Origin of the sequence: Sorangium sp. So ce590 (assembly GCF_051521365.1) — a bacterium.
Lineage (GTDB): Bacteria > Myxococcota_A > Polyangia > Polyangiales > Polyangiaceae > Sorangium.
Genome location: NZ_CP150346.1, coordinates 10,156,661 through 10,183,285, shown reverse-complemented (window position 1 = coordinate 10,183,285; position 26,625 = coordinate 10,156,661). Strand labels below are relative to the sequence as shown.

The 26,625-nt window shown below is 71.0% G+C and carries 20 protein-coding genes; 4 read left to right on the top strand and 16 right to left on the bottom strand.

Annotated features, from left to right (window positions below):
* Positions 1-238 precede the first annotated feature (238 nt).
* The 5 genes from WMF28_RS38605 to WMF28_RS38585 all read right to left on the bottom strand — a co-directional run bounded on the left by WMF28_RS38605 (position 239) and on the right by WMF28_RS38585 (position 6,058).
* Positions 239-1,483 carry a VWA domain-containing protein gene (locus tag WMF28_RS38605; protein WP_437598622.1) on the bottom strand — a complete coding sequence of 415 codons (1,245 nt, stop codon included), beginning with the start codon at positions 1,481-1,483 and terminating at the stop codon, positions 239-241.
* Between the two features lie 355 nt (positions 1,484-1,838).
* Positions 1,839-2,507, bottom strand: a complete 669-nt coding sequence (locus WMF28_RS38600; RefSeq protein WP_437598620.1) for a UPF0158 family protein — start codon at positions 2,505-2,507, stop codon at positions 1,839-1,841.
* Positions 2,508-2,684: 177 nt separating this feature from the next.
* Positions 2,685-4,070, bottom strand: coding sequence for a sigma-54-dependent transcriptional regulator (locus WMF28_RS38595; protein ID WP_437598619.1), 1,386 nt, complete (start codon positions 4,068-4,070; stop codon positions 2,685-2,687).
* Positions 4,067-5,527: a sensor histidine kinase gene (locus tag WMF28_RS38590; protein ID WP_437598618.1), complete on the bottom strand. Its 1,461-nt coding sequence runs from the start codon at positions 5,525-5,527 to the stop codon at positions 4,067-4,069. The genes WMF28_RS38595 and WMF28_RS38590 overlap by 4 nt, the downstream gene beginning before the upstream one ends.
* A 159-nt stretch (positions 5,528-5,686) precedes the next feature.
* On the bottom strand, positions 5,687-6,058 hold the full coding sequence (locus WMF28_RS38585; RefSeq protein ID WP_437598617.1) for a hypothetical protein: 372 nt from the start codon (positions 6,056-6,058) through the stop codon (positions 5,687-5,689).
* A 409-nt stretch (positions 6,059-6,467) separates the two neighbouring features.
* Between WMF28_RS38585 and WMF28_RS38580 the strand changes: the two genes are divergently transcribed.
* On the top strand, positions 6,468-7,391 hold the full coding sequence (locus tag WMF28_RS38580; RefSeq protein WP_437598616.1) for a hypothetical protein: 924 nt from the start codon (positions 6,468-6,470) through the stop codon (positions 7,389-7,391).
* A 160-nt stretch (positions 7,392-7,551) separates the two neighbouring features.
* On the opposite strand, the gene WMF28_RS38575 is transcribed toward WMF28_RS38580, so the two are convergent.
* From WMF28_RS38575 to WMF28_RS38565, 3 genes are all read right to left on the bottom strand, one after another.
* Positions 7,552-8,256 carry a hypothetical protein gene (locus tag WMF28_RS38575; protein ID WP_437598615.1) on the bottom strand — a complete coding sequence of 235 codons (705 nt, stop codon included), beginning with the start codon at positions 8,254-8,256 and terminating at the stop codon, positions 7,552-7,554.
* 321 nt (positions 8,257-8,577) lie between these two features.
* Positions 8,578-9,048: a helix-turn-helix domain-containing protein gene (locus WMF28_RS38570; RefSeq protein WP_437598614.1), complete on the bottom strand. Its 471-nt coding sequence runs from the start codon at positions 9,046-9,048 to the stop codon at positions 8,578-8,580.
* 422 nt (positions 9,049-9,470) lie between these two features.
* The gene (locus tag WMF28_RS38565; protein ID WP_437598613.1) at positions 9,471-10,073 is read right to left on the bottom strand and encodes a GrpB family protein; all 603 of its coding nucleotides are present in this window, start codon (positions 10,071-10,073) and stop codon (positions 9,471-9,473) included.
* Between the two features lie 942 nt (positions 10,074-11,015).
* On the opposite strand from WMF28_RS38565, the gene WMF28_RS38560 reads away from it, so the two are divergent.
* Positions 11,016-11,576 carry a hypothetical protein gene (locus tag WMF28_RS38560; protein ID WP_437598612.1) on the top strand — a complete coding sequence of 187 codons (561 nt, stop codon included), beginning with the start codon at positions 11,016-11,018 and terminating at the stop codon, positions 11,574-11,576.
* Positions 11,577-11,957: 381 nt separating this feature from the next.
* Here WMF28_RS38560 and WMF28_RS38555 read toward each other — a convergent pair whose 3' ends face one another.
* Together WMF28_RS38555 and WMF28_RS38550 are read right to left on the bottom strand one after the other, a co-directional pair.
* Positions 11,958-14,342, bottom strand: a complete 2,385-nt coding sequence (locus WMF28_RS38555; protein WP_437598611.1) for a DUF5682 family protein — start codon at positions 14,340-14,342, stop codon at positions 11,958-11,960.
* A 10-nt stretch (positions 14,343-14,352) separates the two neighbouring features.
* Entirely contained in the window at positions 14,353-15,438 is a 1,086-nt protein-coding gene (locus tag WMF28_RS38550) for an ATP-binding protein (RefSeq protein WP_437598610.1), read from the bottom strand.
* Positions 15,439-16,281: 843 nt separating this feature from the next.
* Between WMF28_RS38550 and WMF28_RS38545 the strand changes: the two genes are divergently transcribed.
* The gene (locus tag WMF28_RS38545; protein WP_437598609.1) at positions 16,282-16,893 is read left to right on the top strand and encodes a hypothetical protein; all 612 of its coding nucleotides are present in this window, start codon (positions 16,282-16,284) and stop codon (positions 16,891-16,893) included.
* 175 nt (positions 16,894-17,068) lie between these two features.
* On the opposite strand, the gene WMF28_RS38540 is transcribed toward WMF28_RS38545, so the two are convergent.
* Together WMF28_RS38540 and WMF28_RS38535 are read right to left on the bottom strand one after the other, a co-directional pair.
* Positions 17,069-18,028: a hypothetical protein gene (locus WMF28_RS38540; RefSeq protein ID WP_437598608.1), complete on the bottom strand. Its 960-nt coding sequence runs from the start codon at positions 18,026-18,028 to the stop codon at positions 17,069-17,071.
* A 232-nt stretch (positions 18,029-18,260) separates the two neighbouring features.
* On the bottom strand, positions 18,261-18,605 hold the full coding sequence (locus WMF28_RS38535; RefSeq protein WP_437598607.1) for a hypothetical protein: 345 nt from the start codon (positions 18,603-18,605) through the stop codon (positions 18,261-18,263).
* Between the two features lie 442 nt (positions 18,606-19,047).
* On the opposite strand from WMF28_RS38535, the gene WMF28_RS38530 reads away from it, so the two are divergent.
* Complete coding sequence (locus WMF28_RS38530) at positions 19,048-19,281, top strand: transposase (RefSeq protein ID WP_437598606.1); 234 nt, start codon at positions 19,048-19,050, stop codon at positions 19,279-19,281.
* Positions 19,282-19,306: 25 nt separating this feature from the next.
* Here WMF28_RS38530 and WMF28_RS38525 read toward each other — a convergent pair whose 3' ends face one another.
* The 4 genes from WMF28_RS38525 to WMF28_RS38510 all read right to left on the bottom strand — a co-directional run bounded on the left by WMF28_RS38525 (position 19,307) and on the right by WMF28_RS38510 (position 26,268).
* Positions 19,307-21,115, bottom strand: coding sequence for a fibronectin type III domain-containing protein (locus WMF28_RS38525; protein WP_437598605.1), 1,809 nt, complete (start codon positions 21,113-21,115; stop codon positions 19,307-19,309).
* 51 nt (positions 21,116-21,166) lie between these two features.
* Positions 21,167-22,423 (bottom strand): hypothetical protein, encoded by a 1,257-nt coding sequence (locus WMF28_RS38520; RefSeq protein ID WP_437598604.1) that lies wholly within the window; start codon positions 22,421-22,423, stop codon positions 21,167-21,169.
* Positions 22,424-22,891: 468 nt separating this feature from the next.
* A complete protein-coding gene (locus WMF28_RS38515; RefSeq protein ID WP_437598603.1) occupies positions 22,892-25,195 on the bottom strand; it encodes a sulfatase-like hydrolase/transferase in 2,304 nt (767 codons plus the stop codon).
* Entirely contained in the window at positions 25,192-26,268 is a 1,077-nt protein-coding gene (locus WMF28_RS38510; RefSeq protein ID WP_437598602.1) for a tyrosine recombinase XerC, read from the bottom strand. Before WMF28_RS38510 ends, WMF28_RS38515 begins: the two co-directional genes overlap by 4 nt.
* Positions 26,269-26,625 lie beyond the last annotated feature (357 nt).

The window sequence follows — 26,625 nt, the reverse complement described above, 5'->3', positions numbered from 1 at the left end:
CTGCCCGGGGCGCCACGCCGCGAAAGCGCGCCGCCGCCCGGCGGGCGGACGAGCGCACCGCCAACGCGGTCCGTCGCGCGCGCTGACGCGGCCGACGCGGCCGCGGATGTCCAGGGCGCGGCGTCGCCGGCGTTCGCAGCCGCGCCGGTCGGTTTCGGGCGCCTGAGGGGCGGCCACGGAGGCACAGACGACGCAGAGGAGAGACAAGAACCTCTGTGTCCTCTGTGCCTCCGTGCTTTCAGCGCGCCTCGGCGTCGAGCAGCGCGCCGAGGTCCTGTCCTCTCATCAGCCGCTCCACCACCTTCACGAGGAGCTTCGGCGTGCAGCCGAAGCAGGGGGTCCCGAGGGCGGCGAGCTTCTGCGCCATCTCGTGGTCGTACGAGGGCTTGCCGCTGTCGGACAGCGCGAGCAGGCAGATCGACTTCACCTTGCTGTCGGCGAGCTGGCGCATCCGGGCGACGAGCTCCTCGGCGTTGCCGCCCTCGAAGAGGTCGGTGATCAGGATGAGCAGCGTCTTCTCGGGGCGCTCGATGAAGTTCGCCTGGGCGTAGGCCACGGCGCGGTTGATGTCGGTGCCGCCGCCGAGCTGCGCCGTGAACAGCACGTCGACCGGATCGACGAGCATCGGTGTCACGTCGACGACCTCGGTGTCGAAGAAGAGGAGCCGTGTGCGGAGGACGTCGAGCGACGCGAAGATCGCGGCCATGATGGAGCTGTAAACGACGCTCTCGCCCATCGAGCCCGACTGGTCGACGAGGATGGCGACGTCCCACTCGTGTCTTCGCGTCTGGTTCGCCCAGAAATAGAGCTTGTCGGGGACGATGCGGCGCCGCTCCGCGTCCCATCCTTTGAGGTTCTTGCGGATGGTGCGCTTCCAGTCGAGGTTCCTGAGCACGCGCAGCGGGCTCGTCGTGTTCCGGCGCAGCGCGCCGAGGACGGCGGTGCGGACCTCGGACTCCAGCGCGCGCCGCACCTCGTCGACGACCTCGCGCACGATCTGCCGGGCGGTCTCCCGGGCGGCGTCGGGGATGAGGCCTCTCGCGCTCATGAGGGTGGCGACGAGCTCGACGTTCTTCTCGAGGAAGGGCAGCGTCTCGGGCTCGAAGAGGAGCTGAGTCAGCCCCTTCCTCTCGATGGCGTCCTTCTGGACGAGCGCGACGATGTCGTGGCTGAAGAACTCGCGCACGGCGGACAGCCACTCGGGCACGTACGGCCGCGAGCCGCCGAGGTTCCCGGCGCGCTCGTCGTAGATGAACGAGAGGGCCTTGTCGAGATCGCCGAGCCGCCGTGGGTCGACGTGGAGGGCGGGCGCCGCGCCGCCGAGCGCGCCGAGCGAGAGGCGCGGGTCGACCCGCTCGGCCTCCGCGCCGAGCGCGAGCCGCCAGCGCAGGAGCGCGTCGCGATCGCTGTCGGTGAGGTCGTCCGGCGCGCCTGCGGGTCCGGCGGGGGCGGGCGGCGGCTTGCGGGGGGGGCGGGCAGGCATCGCGGGCAGTGTCGGGGAAACGGGGATCACCGTCCAGTGGACCGAGCTGGATCACGCCGATCGGAGCGCGAGCGCGGAGGGGCGGGGAGCCGGGCGGGCGCCGCGCGCTTCACCTTCATCCCTGCATGGCGTCGCTGCTTACTGGGCCTCTGCGCTTCGCTCTCTCCTGGTGGGAGCGATGTTGCATCCGGGGAGGATCCAGCTCTCGCTCCCGGAGACACCGGTGCTCGTCTGCTGCGATGCGACGCGGATCGAGCAGGTGCTGAACAACCTCCTGTCGAACGCGCTGAAGTACTCCCCCGCCGGGGGGCAGCGGCGCCTCGGGCCGTTCAGCGTCGAGCCCCCACGGTCCGCGTCAAGGGACCAGGCCGGCGGCCCGCGCCGCGTCTCCCATCGAGGAGTCCGCGGGGATCCGCAGCACCGAGCGCGCCGCGCGCAGGTACTCCGCGAGCGACGTCAGCGCCTGGAGGTCGTGGGGAGAGAGGCTGTCCGCCGCGGAGTAAAGCTCCTGGCGCGCCGAGTCGACGGCGCGGGAGCTCGGCGGCCCGGCGCTCGCGTCCGGCGAGGCGTGCTCGAGCGGGACGGGGGTCAGGCCGCGGGCGTGGAACCACCGGACGATGGCGACCCGGATCTGCTCCTTCCGGAAGGCGCGCCAGCGGCGGAGATGCTCCGGCCTCGCCGCGAGCGCGGCCTTGAACCGCCGGAACGATCCCGGGCCCTGCATGCCGTGGAGCAGCGCCCGCCGGAGCTCCACGTCGTCCACCGTCGGAATGAACGCCTCCAGCCACCGGTACTGGTCCCGCGCGGCGATGGCCTCGATGACCACGCACCCCGGGGCCTCCTCGATGCGCGCGCGCGTGGCGGGGTCGACGAGCCGCTCGTTCAGCCGGATCACGGCGCCCGTGTCGAGGTGAAGGAAGTGACGCACGCCCCGGGCGATGTTGTCGAACGCGTTCGCGAGCGCGATCCAGTCGACAGGCACCCTCCGGCCCGGAGCAGCCGACTCCGCCGTGGTGTGGCTCATGTTCGCGCCCGGCTTCAGGCAGGCCTCATGCCATGAGCGCAGATCGCGTGTGTTCGCGGGCCATCTCGCTCGCCGCGCGGCGCCATGGGTGTTGCGTTCTGCGACAGCGCGACGAGCGGGCGGAGTCGACGCCGCGAGGCGGCGCCGGCGATCACCGCCCTCGCGACGCGGGGCGGGTCACGGCTTCGGGTCGCTCGCGCGCCCTGTGCGCATGCCGTACCGCTCGAGCTTCCGGTACAGGGTCGCCCGATCGAAGCCCAGGATCTGCGCTGCCTGGCTCTTGTTTCCGCCGACCACCTCCAGGACGCGCAGGATGTAGCGTCGCTCGACCTCCTCCATGGGCACGAGCTCGGCCGGGTCGTCGCTGGAGACCAGCACGTGAGAGCGCCGGTAGGTGCGAATCTTCTCGGGGAGATCGTCGACCGTGAGCTGGTCGTACCGCGCGAGCGCGACCGCCCGCTCGATGCAGTTCTGGAGCTCGCGGACGTTGCCGGGCCACGCGTAGGCCATGAGCCTCTCGGCGGCGGGCGCCGAGAGGCCCTGGATCGGCCTCGCCTTGACGGCCGCGAAGTGCTCGAGGAAGTGCTGCGCGAGCAGCAGCACGTCGGCGCCGCGGGAGCGGAGCGGCGGCAGGTCGACGTGAACCACGTTGATCCGGTAATAGAGATCCTCGCGGAAGCGGCGCTCCTCGATCGCGGTCTCCAGGTCGCGGTTTGTCGCGGCGATGAGCCGGACGTCCACCGGCATCTCCTCATCGCCGCCGACGGGCCGGACGACGCGCTCCTGGAGGGCGCGCAGGAGCTTCGGCTGGAGCCCGACGGGCAGCTCGCCGATCTCGTCGAGGAACAGGGTCCCGCCGTGGGCCCGCGCGAACAGGCCGCTCCTCGCGCCCTTGGCGTCGGTGAACGCGCCCCGCGCGTGGCCGAAGAGCTCGCTCTCGAGGAGGGCGTCCGGGACCGCCGCGCAGTTCACCGCCACGAACGCGCCCTCGCCCCGCCGGCTGCGCTTGTGCACGGCGCGGGCGACGAGCTCTTTGCCGGTCCCGCTCTCTCCCGTGATGAGGATCGATGTCTCGGAGTCGGCGACCCGATCGAGCAGGTCGAACACGCTCCTCATCCCCGGGCTGCCGCTGAGGATCTGCTCGTAGCCGCGGGGGTCGGCCACGGCGCGCCGCAGGCGGCGGACCTCCTCGCGGAGGGCGCGGTGGCGCAGGGCGCGCTCGACGGTCAGCCGGAGCGCGTCGAGCTCGAACGGCTTTGTCACGAAGTCGTACGCGCCGGCGCGGATGGCCGATGTGGCGGTGTCGAGGCTGCCGAACGCGGTGATGACGATGACCGGCAGATCGGGCCGGTTCTGGACGATCCGCTCGCAGAGCTCGAGGCCGTTCATGCCGCGCATGGTCATGTCGGTGACCACGACGTCGAAGTCCTCGACGCCGAGGAGCTCGAGCGCCTCGGCGGCCGACGTGCGCCATGCCGTCCGGAACCCCCGCTTCTTGAGCCCGGCGTCGAGGAGCTCGCAGACGCCGCGCTCGTCGTCGACGATCAGGACGCGCCCGCTCATGGCTTCCCCTGCGGCAGGACCATCGTGAAGCGGCTCCCGGAGCCGACCTGGCTGTCGACATGGATCCAGCCGCCGTGCTCCTTGATGATGCCGTAGGCGACCGACAGGCCGAGCCCGGTCCCTTCGCCGACGGGCTTTGTCGTGAAGAACGGCTCGAAGATGTGCTCGAGGACGTCTGCCGGTATGCCCACTCCCTCGTCGCAAACGGACAGCGCGACGTACTCGCCCTCTGCACCTCCCGGGTTGTCGGGGGGACTGGCGCGCTCCGCCCGGACGCCGACCGCCAGCGTGCCGCCGGACGGCATGGCCTGGATGGCGTTGACCACCACATTCGTGAGCGCCTGCTGGAGCTGGTCGGCGTCTGCGTGGACGACAAGCTCCGGCGCGTCGCCTTCCTGAACGATCGTGACGCCCTGCTTCTCCGCCAGCGGCCTCAGCATCGTGAACGTGCTGCGGAGGACGCTCCTCAGCGGGGTCTCCTGCATCTGCGCGCTGCGGCGCCGGGCGAAATCGAGCAGCTGGCGGATGATCTGGGTCATCCGCTGCGACTGCTCGAGGATGATCTGTCCGTTGGCCGGCACCTCGTCTCCCGAGACGTCCCCGTCGACCAGCATGCGTGCGCGCCCCGCGACGACCTGGAGGGGCGCGCCCAGCTCGTGTGCGATGCCGGACGCGAGCTTGCCGACCGTGGCGAGCCGCTCGGCGTGGCGGAGCTGCTGGAGCGCGGCGAGCCGCGCCGCCGCCTCGGATTCGAGCTTCTGATTCGCCGCGGCGAGGCGATCGCACATCGCGTTCATTTCCCGTCCGAGCTCGCCGATCTCGTCTTTCTGGTGCAGCGACAGGCGTCGGGAGAGATCGCCGGCGCCGATCCTCCGCGCCTGGTCGATCAGCGTTCGCATGGGACGTCCCACGAGCCCGACGCCGAGGGACGTCGTAAGCAACCCGCATACCAGCGTCAGGGCGGCCGTCGTGACGGTCGTGCTCAGGATCATGCTCCGGATGGTCTGGCGCGCTCCTGCCAGCGACTCGGAGAGCTCCAGCGCGCCGACGCGGTCGCCGGGCACCGGCACGGGCACGCAGGTGACGAGCATCTCCACGTCTCCGCGGGGGATCCTGTGCACGACCGCTTGCCCCTTCGAGGCGGGGGCGAGCAGCTCGGGCGAAAGGCGCGGTCGATGGGCCTCGTCGGCCTGCTCGTCGAGCCAGACCCACCGGACGTCCACCTGGCGCTCGCGCTCGTTGGCGTCCTCGACCAGGCGCAGCGCCCGCGCCGACCCCTCGGAGCGCCACACCTCCGTGACGGCCGCGGCGAGCGCGCGGCCCATCGTGTGGTGGTCCCGCTGCACGTCCTTCTCGAAGATCCTGGCCTCTTTGCGGACCTGGACATAGGCGCTCAGCGCGAGGACAAGGAAGACCCCGAAGACCAGGGCGAGCGTCAGCTTGCGCGCGAGCTTCATGCCCGACGTCGTAGCGCAGGCGGCGCGCGCCGAGCCATCCGCTCGAGGCCGCCGCAAAGTACGACATGCTGCATTTTGCGGCACCGGCGATGGCCCCCATGGCGGGCCGGCGGGTCTCCCTGCCCTGCCGGGCAGGTGGGGCCGCTTCGGTGTGCTGCATCACATCGGCTTCTCGGGGATCTTCTCCGGGCAGCAGAACAGATGATCTGGCACGAGCATGGCGCAGCCGTCTTTCCAGGGGTCGTCAGGCGCGTAGTCCGTCCGGTTCTCCGCAGGATAGAAGTACGCCCTGGGCTTTTCTGGATCCGCGCAGGCGCCGTCGCGCTCCGGCGCCGCCTCGCGTCCCTTCGGCGCGCCGGTGCCCTTCGCGCAGGCAGCGAGCGCGGCGCCCGCCACGAGGACGATGAGGAGAGCCGTGGCGGGCTCGCGTGCCCACGGCGACGAGCGCCTGGGCTGTCGCCGCGGAGAGGGCTGCAGGGGAGAGCTGCCCGTCCTCGGGCCCTCCGCGTGCGTGGAGATCAGCGGGTGCATTGGGCCTGTGGGTTAGCATCGCGCGATGGTTCGCGCGAAGCCAGGAGCGCCGAACGCCCGCGATCTTCGTGAAAGAGAGGCTATACCGACGTCTGGCGCGCACGACGCGCCTTGTCCCGTTCTCTCTTTGGGCGGGTGCATGGATAGTATCGCGCAGCTGAGAGGAACGTCCTTGACCATGCGGGCGAGCGGCTGCTCGATTTCTTCGAGGAGCACCCGAGGTGACGACGATGGGCAGGCTGGGTCGTGACGAGGCCGGGCCCGTGATGGGGCCGGCCTGCCACGCGGCGTGGGCCTGCGACGACACCTGCCGCAGGCGCGGCCCGGGCTTTCCAGGCGGCGCTCCGCGGCACGCGCCGTGCTCCTCCGGGCTGGCATGCCGTGCTCTCGATCCGCTGCGCTGATCGCTTTGCTGACGCTGTTCTCCGGCTGTGCCGCCCGGCCGCAGCCCGTACTTCCCGTTGCCCTCGAGATCCCGCGCGCGCCGGCCGCGCGCCCGTCCGAGGCCCAGGCGGAGGGGAACGCCGCGTCCGGCGGGGTGGTCCTGGTCTGGGGCAGCGCGCGCGATGGGGCGCCGCGGACATGGCATGTCGCGGAGGGCGGCGCGGTGATCCGCGAGGAGCCCGGGATCGTCGTGGCGACCCGGCGAGGGGAGTGGCAATGGGAAATGCGCGAGGAGCAGGTGGCGACCTCGGCCTGCGAGCTCGGGCTCGGGGGGATGCGCGAGCCGGGCGAGGGCACGGCGATCCGCGGGGAGCTCGTGCTGCGCGGGAAGAGCGAGCGGCAGGAGGTGATCACGCCGCCGGACGGGGATGAGAGCAACGAGATCCACCACACGACCGCGCTGGTCGGGAGCGTGGGGCCGTACCTGTTCATCGAGGAGCGGACGTACACCGACCTTTGCGGGGCGCACGGCTTCGAGGGCGTGGCGTTCGTGGCGTGGGACGCCGAGAAGGGCGCGGCCGTCGACCTGCTCGCCGAGGTGTCCGACGCGCCTGCGCTGCAGAGCGCGGCCGAGGTGCTCCTCGACCAGAACGAGCACGACGTGGAGGTCGCGTGGCGAGAGCGGGACGCCCCGGAGCTCGTGCAGGTCGCGCCAACCTACAACGCCCGGGGGGCGCTCCGGCTGACCGCGCAGCTCGCGCGAGCCGTCTGCTATGCCTGCAGTGACGGGGAATGGAGCTCCTACACGCGCTCGGCGGTGGTGCCGATCGGGAGGACGCCGGCGCGCCTCGCGGCGTGGGCGTCCCCGCCGCCCGGCGTGCGGGCGTTCCTGGAGCGGACGCCTGGCGTCAGGCTCGGCGGGTGGTCGCGGTCCGGCCAGGAGGAGTGAGCCGACCGCGCCCGCTGATTCATCGGGAAAGAAAGCCGGAGCGCCCGAGGAAGCGCGGCGTGGGCCCACGCAGGAGCACCGCAGGGTCAACACGGCTCGCCTGGGGTGACGTGTGCCTACGGACCCAAACTGCGCTGCGGGCTCGCTCGACGTCGCGACGTCAGTCGACTGCGATCGCGACCGCCGTGTCGTCCGGGTACGTGAAACCCTGCTCGACGGTGAACGGATCGATGGGGGACGCGCACGAGCCGTCTTCACACGTGGCGGCGCCGAAGAGCTCGAGGGCGAACTCGAACGCTCCGGGCTGTACGGCGACGGCGCGCTGGCAGTTCTCGGCGAATGGAGGATGGTCCGGGTGCACGCAGGCGATGGGCATCTGCTGGGGCTCGTACAGCAGACCGGCCCAATGGAAGATCGCGCTCTGTCCGGCGGCGATCTGGATCGCGGTGTCGTCGTCGCAGTCGTACGGCCAAGGGCCCTCCGTCTGGGCCGCTTCGCAGGTCAACTGAAGGTCCCGGAACTCCGCCGTTCCGAGGCGCCCGCCCTCGGGACCGATGCGGAAGCGCTCGAAGCACTCGTGATAGCGGTAATAGAGGGGCGTCGCGCGGTGGTTGGTCACCGTGAACGTCACCCGGGTTCCCGCCTCGTCGTTGTCGAACGCCGAGCAATCGACGTCGCCGCTGCCGCCGCCGCCGCCGCCGCCGCTGCTGCTGCCGTCCGGCCCTCCGTCGGAGCCGCCGTCACCGCCCTGGCCGCCGCCGCCGGCGGAGCTGCTCGTGGAGCCGGCCGGGCCCGCCGCCGTCCTGTCATCGCCGCAGGCGGACGCCAGCAGACAAACGCAAACCATCGCCAAATATCTCGACATGAGCGCACCTCTCGGGGGCGCCGAGCGCAAACGCTGGGCCAAGCTCGTGGATCCCGCGGATCGCGTGGTTTCGCCGCGTCGCTGAAGGTCGCGTGTGCATCCCTGAGCCTTTCTGTGCCGGAGCGCTCAGCTCCTCTCGCGCCCTTGCGGTCTCTCTCCTTCCCGCGCTCCGTGTCCTTCCAGCTCCTCCTGCGAAGTCACCCCCGGGTCGCCGACGCAGCCGCGCAGCGCGCCGCGCCGGAGGCGGGCCTGGCCCCGGCCCTCCGCGATCCGCAGCGAGGCCCCTCCCTCCGCCGGCTCCTGCGCCGGTCCTCTTCCTCGTCACCCTTCCTCGCGCTCACACCCGTACGTCTCGCGGATCTCCGTCGCCATCCGGTGCACCACCGCGCCTGCGTCCGCGCGCACGTGCAGCTCCAGCCCCGGCATCAGCTCCACGCGCCGCCACGCTCGACCGAGCTCCGCCGCGTCCGCGTGCTTCCCCGCGCCGGGCGCCGCGCTCGCGGGCGGCTCCGGCGGCAGCACCTCCTTCGCCAGCTCCTCGAGCGGTATCTCGGCGAGCTTCCGCTTGATCTCCGGGAGCAGCAGGTTGTGCTCGCGCAGCTTCTTGATCGCGAGCGCCCGCACGAGGTGCTCGCGGCCGTACGTCGTGCGGGGGCCGCGGAACGCGGGCTTGTCCATCAGCCCCTCCACGATCCAGTGCTTGATCGTGCCGGTGCTCACGCCGGCGGCGCGCGCCAGCTCGACGGCGCTGTAACCGCGCGGGGCGACGGGGGGCGTGGGGACCAGGGGCATCGAGACATCCTAGGCAACAATCAAGACAAAAGTCAACATAATCTAGAGAATTCGACTTGGTTTCTAGAAAGAAGCGAGCTCAATCTAGAATATCGACGCTAAAATCTGGCTTATTTGAAGCTAAATCTAGAGAAATGGTTCAAATAACAAGATGATAGAGAGCTAGATCCAGAAAAAAACCTCAGGAATCAAGCGAATCGGGCACGATCCGGGCTCCTCTGTGGAGTCCGTGGGGGCATGGTTCGAGCAAGGGCACAACGACGCTATCTCCTTCTCATTCATTTCCCCTCCGTCGTTTCGCGCCTTGCCCACGGCGCGGGAGCGCTCTCGCGCAGGACGATCGGCCTCTTCGCCTGGCGGGCGCGTGCCGCAAAGCCGCCGTCGGGGACGACGATCCCATGCGCGAGCCGTCCGGCCGGCCGTCAGCGGTGGAGGCCGTGCGCGCGGAACATCCGCTCGTAGATGGCGCGAATCACGGGCTCCTTGCGCTTGTTGTAGTCCATCACCACGCCGCTCCCCGCCGAGATCTCGGCCGCGGCCGCGAGCTTCGCGCGGCGGTAGAGATCGAGATCCTCCGGATGATCCGTGAGCCACTTCCGGAACATGCGGTGCCGGATCACCTCCGGGCAGCCGGGGCCGAAGACATGCACGTTGCTGCTCGGCTCGGCGAGCTGGAAGCACCGGTGCTCGTGCCACTCCGGCTCGCGGATGACCAGCGCGAATCCGGCGCTCGACAGGGCGGGGACGTACGCGAGCTCGTCCGTCGGATCGGCGACGGTGAGGTCGACGTCGATCGTCGGCTTGGCGGGGAGCCCCTTCACCGAGGTCGAGCCGACGTGCTCGATCGCGAGCGCGGCGTCGCCGAGGGCGGCGCGGATCTTCCGCTCTACCAGGTCGAACAGCCGCGGCCAGCGCTCGTCGTAGTCGACGATGACGATCGGCCGAGGCTCGGGTGGGCCGTTCACCCAGGGGTCTCGATCGGGCGCGGGCTCGTGGTGCTTCGTGATCTCGTCGGCGGTGGGCACGACGCGAGTATAGTCCCGGTATCGGGGTGAGACTGGAAGCGCCGCGTCAGGGCTTCGCCGCGCCCCGCCATGACGCCGCGAGCGCCTCGGCGTGGTCGGGGCGAAATCGGCTCATGGTCGTCCACGTCGACCACCACGGCCTTGTAGCAGGAGATCGTGTTGTACGTCCGTGGCGACCAGTGACCGATCATCGTTGATGAACGAAGCCGTGGGGGTGCTCACGTCGGCGCATTCAGATCGTCGGGGTCGCCGCGCCGAGAGGCTCTCCCGAAGGGCTATTCGCATCTCTGCGATGGCGTGACATTCGGGCCTCTGCCGAAGGACGGGTTCATTCCCCGCGACCGCGCTTGTGCCATTGTCAGACCGAGATGTCTCGGCGCGGAGGTCGCGGGCGACATGCGCGACGAGGTCGGCCGTGTCCGTGTGACATGTCACGCTCGATCCGTGACATGTCACGCTCGATCCGTGACATGTCACGGCTCGGGCACGACCGGGCGCCGTCGTGCGACGGAGCGAGCGCCGGACGCCGGGCGAGGCGGTCGCTCGGGGACCGCTCCCCGGCGACAAGGAGATCTCCGCCGTCAGGATCGTGCACGATCCCGCTCGATTTGTGCCTCGTCCATCGCGATGTGCCCGTGCTTGCCCAGGTGGAGAGCGACCGGCGCCGAGCTGGCCGAGGTGCCCGCAAAGCGCCGCCAAGGGGGGCGCTGGACGCGGCCGATCGGGGCCTGAGCCGCGCTCCCGGCGATGGCGCGCGGATTGCTATACGTCCGAGGCGGCCGGTCTGGAGCGTCGTTGAAGACGACGGATGTGCCAGGCCTGTCGCGTTCACGGATGCGTGTTCCTCATGAGCAGATCGAGCGCTCGGGCCACCACGAACGGTGACACTTCACGTGGCTTCGGGATAACGATCGTCGACGAATATAGATTGGGACAATTACAATGAAAATCGAAGGAATCATGTCGCGCATGGGTGTCGTGTCGCTCTGCATGAGCGGGCTGGTGCTCTCGGGCTGTCTCGGGAGCGCGGAAGGCGAGGCCTTCGAGGAGGACCTGGGCGAGACGGAGCAAGCGATCGGGGTCGAATGCGCCGGCGCTGCCGCCACGGAATCCTTCACCGGCTCTGCCGACTGGGTCTCGGCCCAGACGTACAGCACGACCTCCTGCTACAAGGGCGTGGTGGTCGACGTGAACAGCATCCTCAACGTTGGAGGTGTGGCGATCGCCAACATGTACTGGGCCGACAGCGTTCCGACCACGCAAGCGGCCTGCGAAGATAGTTGGGTCCAGGGGGACGTGTTCAAGTGGATCAGCGGAAGCTGGGTGCACCAGTTCTCCATGGAGGAAAACGGCCATTGGACTGCGGGGACGTGCCAGCCGCCGATGGTCGGCACCGGTGTGACCCCCGGCGGTACCTATCGCTTCTCGATGACGGCTCGCACCTTCGAGCACAGCACCGCGCCGACGCGGAAGGTGGCCATCTGGACGGGGGGCATCTCCTAGTAGAGCGCCGACCGGTTTGCTGCGGCGGAAGGTTGAATCCGCGGCGATTTCACACGACGGCGGGCACGCTCGTCCGCTGTCTTCGCGGGCTTTGTGCCAGACCGGTTGGCGCTCCAGAGGGTCGCTCGGAGACCCAGCCGCCGGCGAAGCCGGCGTGCCCCGAATGACGCGGACCCCGGCGGGCAGCAGCTACCCCGCCGGGCCCGCGTGTTCCTATCGCCGGGCCTCGCCTCTCGCCCGCCCCCGCCAGGGCCGACGCCGCCGTGCGCCCAGCTCCGTTGACGCGATATCGCGCCGCAAGCGCTCCGATCCCGCAAGTCGCGTGATGGCGAGGCCCGGGTCGGCGACCTCGTGGGCGGGTCGCGTCGCTAGAGCCCGCCGTCAGAGCAGATCGTCGAGATCGTCCATCGCCTGGGAGAGGTCCTCGCTCATCTCCTTCAGCTTCTCGCGGTCCTTCTCCAGCAGCACGGCCTGCGCGGCGCGGGCCTTGTCCCCGAGCTTGCGCGCCGCGAGCACGTTCTCGAGCAGGTACCGCCGCTCGGTCGCCCCGAGCGCCGCGAACGCGCGCCGCAGGACCGGGAGCGTGTCCTTGAAGCGCTCGGGCGCGATGGCCCCGAGGAAGGCGTCGAGCGCCTCGACAACGGGGCGGCTCTTCACGAGCACGAGCGCGTTCACCTCGAGGAAGCCGGCCAGGAACGACGCCGCCGCGTCGGGCGGGGTCGCGCCTCCGAGCCGCAGGCCGACGATCCGCGCCACCTCGGCGTCGTCGATCGCCTGCGCCAGATAGAGCAGCCCGCAGGCCATGCCGGACGCCGACGGGTTCACCGCGTCGCTGTCCACGAGCCCTCGCGCCGCGGCGAGCCACGCCGCGCGGTCGACGATCGGCTGCGACAGCGCCACGTCGTGCAGCGTGCGCAGCGCGTCCTTGGCCGCGGCGACCGCCTCGTCGCTGCCCGTGCAGCCCCCGTGCACGCGCAAGACCGCGCGCGCGAACGTCTTCTCGAGCATCGGCGCGATCACCCCGTCGCCGAGCGACGACAGCGACCGCGACGACCCGAACGACGCGAGCCCCGCGAAGGCGCGGCACGCCCGGGCGAGCGACGGCAGATCGCTGTCGCCCGCGGCGAACTGGTCGCACGCCCTGAGCGCCGCGGCCACCGCGCGGGCGCTGGACGCGAGCACGCCGTTCAAGAGCACGTCGGCGGCCTCGCCGGTCGTGTGGCACGCCGCGAGGTCCTCCTCGAGCAGCCGCGTCGCCACCTGCTCCAGCGTGTCGCCGAGGACGATCTTCTCGACGAGCGCCACGTCGGTGGACGGCGTCCACTGCGCCTCCCAGGTCTCGCTGAGCTGCCCGAGCAGCTCGTCCGGCGGCGTCTCCTGCGCCGCCTGGCCCCGCCGCCTGGCCCCGCCCCCGGCGCGCCGCGCGCCGGCGTAGGCCGCGTAGGGGATCTTCGCGATGCGGAGCCGGTGCAGGAGCACGCTCGTGCCGACCTCCACCGCGTTGGTGAGCGACAGCCGGAACGACTCGGGCGCGTCCGTGGCGGGGAGCCTGCGCTCGCGCACCTCGCGCCAGAACTCCTCCTGGAGCGAGTTCTTGCCGATGCCGCCCCCGACGCGACCCACGTTGCGCCCGATGACCGCCGGCCACAGGAACCCGTCGACGTGCGTGGCGTCGCCGCGGCACATCGTGGCGATCGTCGCCTCGCGCACCTCGTCGAGGCCGGGCTCCGCCTTGCCGCGGAGCTCGGCGAGCGTGACCGCGAGGCGGAAGGCCTCGATGGTGTCGGCGAGCGAGGCCATGAAGCCGCGGAGGCGGAGGTGCTCGGTGAAGTCGATCAGCACCTCGAGGGTGGCGCGCCGGAAGTCGCCGCCCGCGTCGTGCGCGCGCTGGTAGTACTGCGGCGCCCGGTTGCCCGCGCCGTAGCCGAGCTGCTCGGAGAGCCGCGGAAAGCTGAACGGGATCAGCGTCACGGCGCACGGCACCGGCGCCGGCAGCCGCGCCTCCAGCCCGGGATCGACGTCGCGCGCCACGAACGCCGCGGCGTGCGCCGCGCCGAGCACGGCCGCGACCTCGTGCGGGGCGAGGTCCGGCCCCATGCGCTCGAGGATGCATCGCGCCATGTACGCGTCGCGCGCCCGGTGGACAAGCCGGTCTCCGTCGCCGCGCACGAGGTCCGCGTACGCGAGGAGCGCCTCGCGGAACGGCCCGGGTTCGTAGCGGGGCGCCTCGAACGAGGCCTCCCAGAACTCCTCGAACGAGCGGAAGCCCCGGGCCCTCGCGCACGCGTCGTAGAGGCTCTCCTGCGCCCCCGCCGCGCCGTCGTCGCCCTCGCCCTCGCCGTCCCCGTCTCCGCCGCGCTCCGCCTCGCTCTCGCGCTCGTGGCCGCCGGGATCCTCGACGTCGTCGTGGCCGACCGTGGCGCCCTCGAACGGCGCGAGCGTCATGCCGACGGGGACGTCGATGAGCTCGACGCGCACGCCGTGCTCGAAGGCCCATTTCACGGCGACGTACTCGGGCGAGTAGGCGGCGAACGGCCACAGGGACGACGCGGGCGTCCCGTCGGTGCGGTAGCCGAGGATCGCGACGGGCGGGACGGTCTTCGGGTCGACGAGCGCCTCGAGGAGCGGCGTCGCGTCGCTCGGGCCCTCGACGAAGATCGCCTTCGGGCGCACCTCGTCGAGGTAGGCGCGCAGCGTCGCGCTGGAGCGCGGCGAGTGGTGACGCACCGGGAAGAGGTGGACGGCGGCGAGCCGGGCCAGGTCCATCGGGGCTCCTTCAGGGCGCGAGGCGCTTCCTGGCGGCGGCGTAGAACTCCTTCCAGAGCCCGGTGCGCCCCTTGGCGACGGTCTCGCAGTACTCGCGGACCGCCTTGAGGTCCTCGCCGCCCTCCTTTGTCACGGCGCCGAGGAGCGAGCGGGAGAGGTCGTCGGCGGTCACCTTCCCGGTGCCGAAGTGCTGCGCGAGGATGCCGCTGTTGAAGAGCACGCTGATGGCCTCCGCGGTCGACAGGACGGAGCCCGGGGCCTTCACCTTTGTCTTGCCGTCCTTCGTGACGCCGGCGCGGAGCTCCTGGAACAGCGTGACGAGCAGCTTGGCCAGCTCGGCCGGCGGCTCCACGCCGACCTGGTAGTCGCCGCGGAGCTCGGCCTCGCGCTTCTGCACGATGCGGATCTCCTGCTCGAGGTCGTCGACGACCGGGACGGTGATGAAGTTGAAGCGGCGCTTGAGGGCGGCGCTCATCTCGTTGACGCCGCGGTCGCGGGTGTTGGCGGTGGCGATGAGGTTGAAGCCGCGCTGGGCGGAGGCCACCTGGTCGAGCTCCGGGACGGCGATCTGCTTCTCGGACAGGATGGAGATGAGCGCGTCCTGGATCTCCGGCGAGGTGCGGGTGATCTCCTCGAAGCGCGCGAACCGCCCGTCGCGCATGGCGCGGAGGATGGGCGAGGGGACGAGCGCCTTCTGCGACGGCCCTTCGGCGAGGAGGAGGGCGTAGTTCCAGCCGTATTTGACGTGCTCCTCGCTGGTGCCCGCGGTCCCCTGGACGACGAGCGCGCTCGTGCCGCTGATGGCCGCCGAGAGGTGCTCGGAGAGCCAGCTCTTCGCGGTGCCCGGCTCGCCGACGAGCATCAGGGCGCGGTCGGAGGCGAGGGTCGCGAGGGCGACCTGCACGAGGGCGCGATCGCCGATGTACTTGGGGGTGATCGCGACGCCGCCGACGGGCTTGTCGCTCCCGAGGATGTAGGTCTCCACGGCCCTCGGCGAGAGGCGCCACCCGGGCGGCCTCGGCGCGGTGTCCTCGGCGGCGAGGGCGGCGAGCTCGTGTTCGTACTTTGTCTCGGCGGGCTGGCGGAGGTCGCTCATGGGGCCGGGAGAGGCTACCGCAGATCGGGGCGGCGCGGGGGGGCGCGGCGGGAGGGCGGCCAGGGCGGCGTGGGGGTCGACCGAGGGACCAGGCCACCTCCAGCAGCGGTTCGATAGATGCTCGGAGCCACCTGTGGAACAACGCGATGCCGGGAAAGCGGGCGTCATGGCCGTCTCCGCGCTTCGTGCAGCGTCGGGCTGGGCGCCCTCTGCTTACGATCGAGCCGAGTGCTTGCTGCAAGTGTCATGGACACCGGCAGGGCGGCGCCCGCGGAGCCGCTTCCGAATCATCGTGTCCCCCGCACAGGCGAAACTGTCGCGATCGTGAAGGCCTGGCTTGTGAGACGAGACGGTGGCTTTGGTGGCCTGATGCTTCATGACTCCTTTGGAGAGATGTGGCAGCGTCTGTGACGCCGGTCTCGGATGGAGCTACGAAAAGCCTTCCGACACGTGGGTGACGTACCCGAAGTTGGAACGCCTGCTGCCAGCGAAGGTGGTTGCTCGTCCAAAAGGGGGGAAGTCGTGGTGCTACAAACTTCCGAACACGACGGCGCGCTCGGAGGCGAGCGTCGCGCGTGCGACAGGGGGCCCGTCGCTCGGCGCGCGCTCCCGATCTGTCAATATGTGTCAAAGTGAGTCAACCGGCGAGCGGTCCGATCTCGCCGCGCTGCGTGCTCCGGGCCCTTGCTCCACGCTGGCGCATCTCGTGGGCAGCGCCAGATCGAGTGCGGCGGCGTGATCGCGATCCCCTGGGGCAGACGAGCACGCAGTTTGCAGTGACCGCGCTCGAGGGCGGCTCCCCACTTCCGGACGGATCCGCCACTCATTGGAAAGATGAGGATCATGAAAGCACATCGACTCGCCTGGGTCGCGCTCTTGCTGGTCGCCGCACAGATTCCGTTCGTCACCGCCTGCTCGGGCGCAGTCGACGGCTCGGGCGATCCCGAGCCGGATACCGGGACCGAGCCCTCCGGCGAAGGCGGCGGCGACGTGAGCGCGCCCGAGACAGCGCCCGACCTGTTCGCATGCGGCCTTGAGCCGAGCTGTGACAAGATCTCGCGGCACCTCGCCGCGGAACCACGAGATGCGCTCGAGTGTGCGGCCAGGCTCCTGCTTTCGGGCGGCACGGGCGTCCTCGAGGCGCTCGATACCCCCGGACCGTACATCGACGAGACAGAGTCGCTCATCGTGGTGCTGGGCGACGGCACCGCGCTCGTGCAGACCCGCGAGAGGCACTGCGGAGCCCCCGACGAACCGCCCTGCCAGGCCGACACGTGGGAGGCGCCGTCTCCGCATCAGATCTGTGATGTCGAGATCCCTGCGTCCATGGAAGAAGCGTGCGAGGAAGACTCCGAGGAGGGGTGTGTCTGGGTGCCGTGGTCAGGGCTGAGCAACTGCCAGGCCGTGGACGACGCCACGTGCACCGACATCGCTGACCGGCTCGCACCGAGGTGATCGCCCGCCTTCCCGCCTTCCCGCCTTCATGTTCAAATTAGGCCACCACCCGGGAGAGGCTACCGCAGAACGGGGAGGCGGGAGAGCGCGGCGAGGAGCGCCAGGGGCGAAGCGCGGGAGCGCCGCGGGCGAGCGCGGGAGCGCCGGACCTGCGGCCGCGAGCTCCGAGCTGGCGCTACAGGCAACCGCTGGGCACGCTGCCCCAGTGGCTCTTGGCGACGACGAACCCGTCCGGGCCCGACGTCGAGTGCGAGCCGCACAGGCCGTCGGCGTCGGAGATCACGGAGTCGATGCCGATGCCATACTCCCAGTATTTGACCTCGAGGCTCGAGTCGTGGGTCGAGCCGCTTCGCTCCGGAATGGAGGGGACGAGAATGGCGCTCGACTCGAAGAACTCGAAGCCCGCGATGGAAATCGAGAGCGTCACGTTTCGCACCTGGCCGACGCAGGTCGTCCTGCACGTGGGGTAGCCGACGGAGCTCTCTTTCGTGAAACCCGAAGGGCAGCCGGCCGAATAATAGCAGGAGCCGTTGCAGGTGACGGGCAGGGGCCCCGGCAGGTCCACGCACTCGTACTCCCCGGTGCCCTGGAGGGTCTTGCGCTGGGTCTCGAACCCCCCTGACGTCACCGAGGTTCGGCTGCCGAGCTCTCGATAAAAGACGTAGTCGTTCTTGAACGATTCGTCCTTCGTGCAGAGGCCGCCGTTGCAGAGCGCGGCCGCCGCCACCCCCACCCCGGACTCATGGTCTTCCAGGAGAAAGCGCTCCCCCGCGATCTCGACCGTGTGGTCGGCGCCCCCCAGCTCGCCTATCAATTGCGCCTTCGTCAGGGCGATCTCCTCGGGTGAGCCGATCGATACGCCGGCCACCTTGATGATCCGGCCGCCTTCGTCCCGTTCGACCGTCGTGGTGCCCATCTCCAGCTCTTCGGCCCGCCTGGCGACCCACCCGAGGGCGTCGTGTTCGCTCGCGAAGCGCAGCCCACCGGCAGCCAAGGGCTGGTCGAGAGGGGTGGCGTCGTCCGCGTCGGTCGACTCGGCGCTGCAGCCCATCATGAACGCCGCGGTGAGCAGCGACGCGGCGCGGTACGTTCGACGAGGATGGTTGGTGAGGAGCCGGTGCATTTTGTCGGTCATGGTGCGATCCTTTGTGGCCCCAGGTGTCTGAGGAGACCCATCTTGAAAACACGCTCCGTGCCACGACACGCATCGACGGCCGAACCTGGCGAAGTGCTCCGCGGACGCGGTGCCGAGCGGCGCGAGCGCGGGTTCCTGCGCTGGTTGCGCAGGAACCCGCGCAAGCTGGGCGGCGCCTTGCGCAATGCGCAGCGTCCCGGGCCTCGGCGCCGGCCTCAGCCGATCCGCGAAGCTAGCCACGTATACCCGCTCTCGTCGCGAGCTCGTACACCTGCGCGGCCCAGGCCAGGACCGCGTGCGCGGCGCGGGCGGCGGGGTCCTTGGCGCCCATCGCGTCCAGGATTGTAAGTACGCGCCGTCGCCCTTCCTCGTCGCCACAGGCCCAGCGGTTCATCGCTTCCTCGAGGGGTGAGATGCGACAGATCGGCTGACGGGTTTCAGGAGCTTCAGGCTCGTTCTGCCATCCAGGGGTCGCCTCGTCCAGGACCGATCGAGCGAGCGCGAGGAGCGCCGTCGCCACCTTGCCCGCCGGGGCGCTGTGGTACGCGTTGAACCCCTCTTCGATGAGCGCCTGCACATGCCCATTGCTCAGCGGAACCACACGCCATTCCATTCAGTGCGCAGCGGCCCGCGCGGCTCGAGTGCTCGTCCACCTGCTGCACCGGCTGCCGGTCCAGCTCGCCGTGAGAGCGCGCTGGCCGCCGCGCGGCTTGGGCTGCACGACGTCGCCTGCGAGCGCGAGCCGACGCGCGCCGCGGGCACGCCGAGCCTTCACGCGGGGGGTAGCGCCTCCTTGAAGAACACGGGGAGCGAGGGGACCTGAGGCACGCCGGGCCATCGCGATCACGAGCGCGATTGGCTCCCGCCGCTTGCGCCGCTGCGGATCCGGGCCGCGCGGCGCGGGCGGCTCACGGGCCGCCCGCGCCCGCCGGACGAAGGAGCGCGAGGGCGTCCGACAGGATCCAGAGCCCGAGGCCGATCAACACGAACGGCACCGCCGCCCGGCCGAGCCGAGTCCCATGGAGTTCATGGCCCGGCTCGCGGCTTTGATCCCTCCGCCGAAGATCCCGCTTGTGAGATACCATGGCGTGGTCGCGCCTCGCTCGTCGTGGCGCTCTCTCGTGACGCCCAAACCCCCGGCCCGCGCTGCGACACCTGAATCGTGCCCGGGGCACGTGCCTCGGCCCGCTGCACCCGCGTCGCCAGCGCCTGCGCTGGCAACGTCCGGAGCCTGCCGGCCACCGGGCCTCTGAGGACAGGACCCCGCGGCGGAGTCGATCAGGGGCGCACGCCCAGTGAATTGACCGCGCCCTCGAGGACCTCGAGCCCCGGTTGCATGTGGAGCCCGCCCGAGCTCGGCGCGGCCTCGATCGAGAGGCCACCGTCGGGTGTCACGTTGACGCGGCACTCCGCGCCGACGTCGAGCTCCTGCGAGATGTCCTCCCAGGCTGCCTCCACGCCCCGCCGAACCTTATAGTCCAATATCTCGAGGAGGCCGAGCCCCAGGATCTCGTAGTACCAATCGGAGTCCGCATCGACCTCGAGGTTGCTCGTGACGATGCCGAGCGCGCCGTCAGCGCACACGAAATCCAAATCGAAATCGACGTCCACCTCGGGGTCGGGCAGCCAGGTGGCGTAGGCCAGATCGAGGTCGACGTGCGCCCTCGTGCACTCGGCTTCGCTCGCCGGGCACCCGCGGCTGATCTCCACGGCAGGGCCGTACAGGTGGCCCCAGTGCAGGTCTTCCCCGTGCAGCGAGTCACCGATCAGGGCCTCGACCCGGCTCACCAGCTCCTCGTTGCGGATGCCGAACGCCAGCAGAAACTGGGCGGCGGTGTGATTGTAGCCCGCCCAGGCCGGATGGGCGCGTAGCGCCGCGTGGCTGACGGTGAGCGTCGGGGAATAGCCGCCGCCGGTGTCGAGCCAGTGGCAGCTGGATGCAGCCCCGAAGTCGCGATCGAAGACCTCTATGCCGTTCACCAGGAGCGAGAAGCCCTGTACGCAGAGAGCGTCATCGCCGTCCTTGGACAGGGTGATCTGCGTGATGTCCCCGATGTCGTCGATGGAGTCGAGATTCAGGTCGTACCTGAACGTGCTGCCGCGCTCGAAGTCGTCACGCCCGTAGTCCATGTACGTGATGTTGCCGGACGGCACGGCGCCGCCGTTCAGACGCGCGAACACCGGGTCATCCGTGTTGGCGTCGCCGCGATCGGCCACGCGCACCTCGAGCTGCGCCCGCCAGACGCGAAACCCCTGGCCGTCGCGCGAGAACACGCAGCGCTCCGGCGAGTAGCGCTGGCCGTTCTGGTTGTACGCGCGCACACGATAGCAATAGGGCGTATCCGGGGTGAGGCCCGAATCGGTGAAGCTGGCGGTCGCGGTCGAGCTCAGGGCGCCAAAACTGCGGCGCGTCACCCAGCTGCTCGATCCCTCGGCGCGCCGCTGCAGTTGATAGCCCGTTTCGTAGCGCGACGAATCGCGGAAGGACAGCGCCACCGTCGTCGCGGTGCGCGTGCCGACGCTGATACCCGAGGGGGCCGCGGGCGATTGTGTCGAGGGATCGACGGGGTCGATCTCCGGCTCGCCCTGGCCGGGCGGCGGCAAGGGGCGCGCGGCAGATGCGGTGCCCGCGAGGCTCAGCGCCGTGAGCATCAATCCCAGAGTGCGCGCGCCGCGCCGTCCCTCCCGCGCTGACGTGATGGAGACCGATCGGCTGAAGTGCTGGTTCGAGAACATGACGTAGTCCCTTCTTTTGAGCATCGCCTCGTGCAACGCGAGCAGACCGTCCCGCTCCCCGCCGGCAACCTGGGCGATGCGCTGCTCGCTGCTCATGCAAGCTCGCGACCAGCTCCGGTTTGACGTGCTGCGCGTCGCAGGGGCGAGATGACGGCGCTCGTGGTCGGCTCGTGGTGCAGAAGAACGGCTCGTTCCGTGCGGGCATTGCGTACCCATGTCATCGTTCCCCGAGCACCAGAGCCCTCGTCGAGGGTTCTCGGCATCTTCCAGGGGGATGATGGTGCCGTCGCCATCTTCCATGTCGTCGAGGAGCGACAGGTCCAGGGGGTCGCCCGCCGGCGGCTCCTCCACGCATCCACCCCCGGCGCCGCCGCCGCCGCCTCCCGCGCCCCCGACGGCTGGTCAGTTCGTGGCAAATTCTCGCACCTTCACCCCATGGCCATTTCCGGGGTAGGCGTCGTCGTAATGCTCGACGCCATAGACGATCATTCGACCGTTGCCGGCGACGTAGGCGCCGCCACCCGCGCTGAAGTTGCAATAGCGGGTGTCGCCGGTGTTGGCGCTGCGACAGAAGACGTTCGCGTTCGCGACCTTGGTGAAGGTGGGGTTGTAGTTGCCGTCTGTCGACAGCGTCACCTGCCAGAGGTCCGCCCAGTCGTCGCTCCCACTCTGGTTGTGCGTCCCCAGCGCGTAGAGCCGGCCGTCGCAGCGCGTGACGAGCTGGATGTTCTGATAGGATGGGAAGTTGCCGGGCGTCGTCTCCCGCCATTTCGACGTCCAGAACGACGAGGTCAGCGACATCGTGGTGCCATTGGACACGAACACCTCCACGTCGCTCGCGCCGTGGCCGAAGACCATCGTCATGTAGGTCCCGTCGTTGAGCCGCGTCATCGCCACGCTCCCCGCTTCCTTCCTGTCCCCGCGCTGGCGGGTGATGAGGGGGCCCCGCGTCGGGCTCGCCGGATTGGCGAGATCTGCCACCAGAAAACCTGCGTTGTTATCGTTGCTGATATCCTCCAGCGCGACCGCGGCGTAGCGGCCGAGGACCTGAAGCCCGCCTGCGTGATCGCGCAGGTCAGGATAGGGATAGCCTGTGTGGCTCACGACGTGATCCGCGCAGTTGGGCGCGGTGGTGGGTGTCACCCCGCCGGATCCAAGGGCCGCGTTTCCGACCCGCGAGCCCATCTCGACCACCTCGAAGCCCGCCTCGACGCCGTCGCGCGTCGAGGCGCTGACGAGGAGATAGTTCTTCCCGTCCCGGTGGAGCCGCTGGATTCCCTGCCGGTGGATGAGCTCGCCGTCGTGGTTCGTCGGCGCGGGGACCCCGCAGGCGGACTTGCCACTGCGGTACGCGACGACGTAGTTCGGATTGAGGGCGAGCGCGACGTCGATGTCATAAACGGGATCGAGCGCGCATCGGTTCGCCTCGTCCGTGGGCGCGGAGACAACATAGCCGGGGTGGGTCCCGCTGATGGCGGCAGGGAACAGCGCTGCAGTCGCTGCTTCTGCGCGCTCGACCTCGATCACGTCCTCCGGCGCCGTGCCGTCGGGCGCGACGCAGGCGACGAGGGCGCCGCCGAGCGCGGCGAGGAAGCCAAGTTTCGCTAGCTCGTTGGGAGCACATGCCGTCTTGCGGTAGAACATTTCGGTCTCCTGCATGGTGGGTAGAGCAGAGGTGGTGCCGGTCGCCCGTCACGGGTCGTTGGTTCAAGCTGACAGAGCAAGTCGTGTGCCGCGCCAGCGCGAGAGCGCGGCGGCAAGGCTCAAGTGGCTGCCTGACGTGGGACGCGAAGGAGGGGGCTGCGCAAGAGCTCACTCAAGTTGCGCGAGGATCCGCTCAACTGAGAAGACTCGGTGCCATCGGCGGGCCGCTGCACCCCGGTGGACGCAAGGAGTTCCGCCCCGGCGGTGCGCGACGCTCGGCTGGGGCGTCTCCCGCCGCCTCGGCTTCGATGGCCGCGCGCCACGAGGCGGAGCACGCCCATGCCCTGTTCGCGCACGCCGAGCGCCCGGTCGAGCGCCCCCACTGCGTCCACCTCCGCTGCCGTCACCCGCCGTCCGCCATCGCGGTCACGAGCGCGAGCTGCACCAGCCGCTTGCGCCGGTGCGGTCACCTCCGCGCGCCGGCTACTTCCGCGCGCCGGTCACGCGGATCTCGCGGAGGCGCGCCCGCATCGCCGCGTAATACGGCTCGATCTCCTTCGCCGCCGGCGTCCCCCAGAGGTTCTTCCGCTCCTCCGGGTCGCCCGCCAGGTCGTAGAGCTCGAACCGGGCGCCGCCCGAGATCGTCAGCTTCATGTCGCCGCGGAGGAACGACCGCCGCGCGTCGTTGTACGGCCCGGCCGGCATGTCGATCAGCACGTCGCGCGCCGCGGCCTGCTCGCCGGGGGCGAGGAACACGTCGGGCAGGAGCGACGCGCCGGACAGGAAGTCGGTCGCCGGCGCGCCCTCGGCCGGGCCAGGGACCCGCGTCACGTCGAGCAGCGTCGGCGCGACGTCGATGAGGCTGCGCCGCGCCGAGACCCGCGACGGCGCCGCGCCCGGCACATGGACGAGCAGCGGCACGCGCACGAGCTCCTCCCACAGCTCGAAGCCGTGGCGGAACATCTTGTGCTCGCCGAACGCCTCGCCGTGATCGCTCGTCACGACGATCGCCGTGCGCCCGCCGAAGGGCGCCGCCGCGATCGCGTCGAGCAGCCGGCCGATGTGCCTGTCCGTGAACGCCACCTCGCCGTCGTAGAGGTCCCGCTGCGACGCCGCGCCGAAGTCGGGCACGTCCTTGTGCCGGAGATAGTCGGCGTGCGGGTCGAGGTAATGGACCCACAGGAAGAAGCGCCCGCCCGTGTTCTCGGGCGACCCGAGCAGCCGCAGCGCCGCGTCGGTCAGCGCGGGGCTCGTCGCCTTGTTGTCGACGTCCCACGGCGCCCCCTCGGGCGGCGCCGCGGACATGTCCACCACGTCAAAGCCGCGATCGAGCCCGCCGAAGCTGCCGAAATAGCGGTGCCCGTGCACGCTCATCGTGCGCACCCCCGCCCCCTTCAGGCGCTCGGCGACGAACGTGTCCTCCTCGCCGAACTTGTTGAAATGACCCCAGTTTCTGTGGGTCTCGCTCCCGTACTTGCCGATGAGCATCGGGCCGATGCTCTTGCCCGTGTACGACGCGAGCGCGTACGCGCGCTCGAACACCGTGGAGCGGGCCGCGAGGGCGTCGAGGTTCGGCGACACGGGCCGCGGGTTGCCCGCATAGCCGAGGTCCCAGCGGAGCGTGTCGATCGTGATGAGCACGACGTTCAGGTCCGCCGGCAGGCGCGCCGCGGGCGCCTCGGCGCGCGCGGCCGCCTCCGGGGCGGGGGCGAGCGCGGCGAGGGCCGCGGCCGTCAGATCGCCGCCGGAGCAGTCGTCGTCGATGCCGTTGTCGAGGATCTCCTCGGCCAGCGGGTGGACGCGCGCGTCGCGGTCGTCGCAGTCGCCGCCGCCGAAGAGCGCGGCCGAGCGGTCGCCGTCGCGGTCGGCGAGGCGGCGCAGGATCGCGAGGCTCTTGCCCCCGACGGGCGCGCCGCGCTCGAGCGCCTGGCCCACCGCGGGCTCCGCGTTGAGCGCCGAGGCGGCGCGCGCGGTGAGCGCGAGCGGCAGCAGCGCGACGAGGAGCGCGACAGGGGCGCGCACCGTCCGGACGGCGGCCGGCGCGAGGAAGGCGGCGAGCGCGACGACGAGCAGGAGCGCCGGCGCGCGGAGGTCGAGCTCGGGGCGCTTGAAGACGCCGTAGATGCCGAGGAAGCCGCCCTCGCCGGAGACGCCGCCCGTCGCGACCCCGAGCGCGAACAGGGACGCGGCGATCCCGAGCGCGACGCCGCCCGTCACCGCCGGGTCGACGCAGGCCGGCCGCCCGTCGCTGGCGTTGGCGAGCGCGCGCCGGAGCGGCGGCGTCAGGGCGAGGACGGCGAGGCCGGCGATGAGGCCGAGGCCGAGCGAGCCCGCGGCCACGGCGGTGCCGACGAGCAGCGGGGCGGCCTCGAGCCCGAGCACCGCGCGGGCGAGGTGCGCGCACAGGGTCATCCAGAGGAAGGCCGCGAGCACCGCGAGCGGCACGAACGCCGCGATGTCGGCGGGCCGGCCGATCGCCCGCACACGAAGCGAGCCGACGAGCGTGGCCGGCGACGGCGGGTGCGACGGGTCGACAACGATTGCGCCGAGGCCGCCGAGCAGGCCGACGGCGAGCGCGACCGGCGCGAACACCCCGACGTCGGCGAGGTAGGTCGCGAGCTGGAAGGCGGGGTCGTCGCCGGCGCCGGTCAGGGCCCACCCGGCGTCGAGCGACGCGGCCAGGACGCCGAAGACGCTGGCGCCGAGGGCGCTCCTGGCGAGCCGTCCTGCCCACGCGCGGGCCAGCGTCGGGACCGCGGGCCCCGGCGAGCTGGGGGGGCGCGTCACGCCGGGCTCCGCTTCCGCGCCATGGGGTGGGCGGCGTCGTAGACCTTGAGCAGGTGATCGATCGACACGTGCGTGTACCGCTGCGTGGTGGCGAGCGAGGCGTGCCCGAGCAGCTTCTGGATGGCGCGGAGGTCGGCGCCGCCGTCGAGCAGGTGGGTCGCGCAGGTGTGCCGGAGCGCGTGCGGGTGCAGGTCGGCCCGGCCGGCGCCGAGCGCGCCGTAGCGCTGGACGAGGGCCTGGACGCGGCGCACGCCGATGCGCGCGCCGCGGCGGGACAGGAAGAGCGCGCGCGGGTCGCGGGCGCCGGTCGTCGGATCGGCGAGCTCGTCGCGCCGCTGGAGATAGCGCTCGATGGCGGCGAGGGCGTGGGAGCCCAGCGGGACGATCCGCTCCTTGTCGCCCTTGCCGATGACGCGCGCCGAGGCCCTGTCGGCCGACTGCCGGTCGACGTGGGCGAGGTCGAGCCCGCAGAGCTCGGAGACGCGCAGGCCGGCGCCGTAGAGGGTCTCCAGGATGGCGCGGTCGCGGAGCCCTTCGGCCGTCTCGGCGCCGGGGATCTCCATGACCTCGGCGGCGGCGTCGACGTCGAGGAAGGTCGGCAAGGGGCGCCGGACCTTGGGCAGGGCGAGCTGGGCGGCCGCGTTCCTGTCGATCTCGCCGCGCCGCTCCAGGAACCGGAGCAGGGAGCGGGCGGCGCCCACCTTGCGCGCGATCGAGGCGGGCGCGTGGGTGCGCGCGAGCGAGCCAAGCCAGCTGCGCAGGAGGAGCACGTCGAGGTCCTCCACCGCCGTCTCCTCGCTCGCTGCCGTGTCGTCGCGCGCGGCTGGAGCCTTGCGGGCGGCCGTGGTCTTGCTGGCGGCCAGCGCCTTGCCGCGCGCCGGCGCGGGGCGGCGCTCGGCGTTCGCAGCCGCCTTCTCGCGGGCGAAGCGCGCGAGCTGCTCGAGATCGCGCCGGTAGGCGGCCACGGTGTGGCGCGACGCCCGTCGCTCGGCCGTGAGGTAGGTGAGGAAGCGCGCAATCGCCTGCTCCAGCGCGGTCTCGCCGGATCGATCGCCGCTTCGCCGCGCGTGCATCACCGGTTTGCCCTACCACCAGGACGCGGCGGCAGGCAAAGACTCGCCGGCCGCCGAGCTGGAGCGCCGCGCAGCGGGCGCCTGCCCTGCGGGCGGTCTGCGAGGCAAACCGCTGGCTCGAGGAGGGGGCGGCTGCCCGATCCCGGGGCAGGTGGCGGTCGTGGAGCGCGCCGCGCCGTGGCGAGGCACCCGCTCGCCGCGGATCGCGAGGGATACGGCCCGGTGGCGGCCGGACTTGAACATGAAGGCGAGGAGGTGCGAAGAAAAGATCAATGATCTTCCCGTTTTCCCGCCTTCATGGGGATCACTCCGGGGCCAATAGGGCCACCACCTGCGGCCCGCCGTGACGAACACGGT

Bases quoted from the DNA above. Each gene is read 5' to 3' on its own strand.
- WMF28_RS38605 (WP_437598622.1), bottom strand. From the start codon at position 1,483: ATGCCTGCCCGCCCCCCCCGCAAGCCGCCGCCCGCCCCCGCCGGACCC.
- WMF28_RS38600 (WP_437598620.1), bottom strand. From the start codon at position 2,507: ATGAGCCACACCACGGCGGAGTCGGCTGCTCCGGGCCGGAGGGTGCCT.
- WMF28_RS38595 (WP_437598619.1), bottom strand. From the start codon at position 4,070: ATGAGCGGGCGCGTCCTGATCGTCGACGACGAGCGCGGCGTCTGCGAG.
- WMF28_RS38590 (WP_437598618.1), bottom strand. From the start codon at position 5,527: ATGAAGCTCGCGCGCAAGCTGACGCTCGCCCTGGTCTTCGGGGTCTTC.
- WMF28_RS38585 (WP_437598617.1), bottom strand. From the start codon at position 6,058: ATGCACCCGCTGATCTCCACGCACGCGGAGGGCCCGAGGACGGGCAGC.
- WMF28_RS38575 (WP_437598615.1), bottom strand. From the start codon at position 8,256: ATGTCGAGATATTTGGCGATGGTTTGCGTTTGTCTGCTGGCGTCCGCC.
- WMF28_RS38570 (WP_437598614.1), bottom strand. From the start codon at position 9,048: ATGCCCCTGGTCCCCACGCCCCCCGTCGCCCCGCGCGGTTACAGCGCC.
- WMF28_RS38560 (WP_437598612.1), top strand. From the start codon at position 11,016: ATGAAAATCGAAGGAATCATGTCGCGCATGGGTGTCGTGTCGCTCTGC.
- WMF28_RS38555 (WP_437598611.1), bottom strand. From the start codon at position 14,342: ATGGACCTGGCCCGGCTCGCCGCCGTCCACCTCTTCCCGGTGCGTCAC.
- WMF28_RS38550 (WP_437598610.1), bottom strand. From the start codon at position 15,438: ATGAGCGACCTCCGCCAGCCCGCCGAGACAAAGTACGAACACGAGCTC.
- WMF28_RS38545 (WP_437598609.1), top strand. From the start codon at position 16,282: ATGAAAGCACATCGACTCGCCTGGGTCGCGCTCTTGCTGGTCGCCGCA.
- WMF28_RS38540 (WP_437598608.1), bottom strand. From the start codon at position 18,028: ATGACCGACAAAATGCACCGGCTCCTCACCAACCATCCTCGTCGAACG.
- WMF28_RS38530 (WP_437598606.1), top strand. From the start codon at position 19,048: ATGGAGTTCATGGCCCGGCTCGCGGCTTTGATCCCTCCGCCGAAGATC.
- WMF28_RS38520 (WP_437598604.1), bottom strand. From the start codon at position 22,423: ATGCAGGAGACCGAAATGTTCTACCGCAAGACGGCATGTGCTCCCAAC.
- WMF28_RS38510 (WP_437598602.1), bottom strand. From the start codon at position 26,268: ATGCACGCGCGGCGAAGCGGCGATCGATCCGGCGAGACCGCGCTGGAG.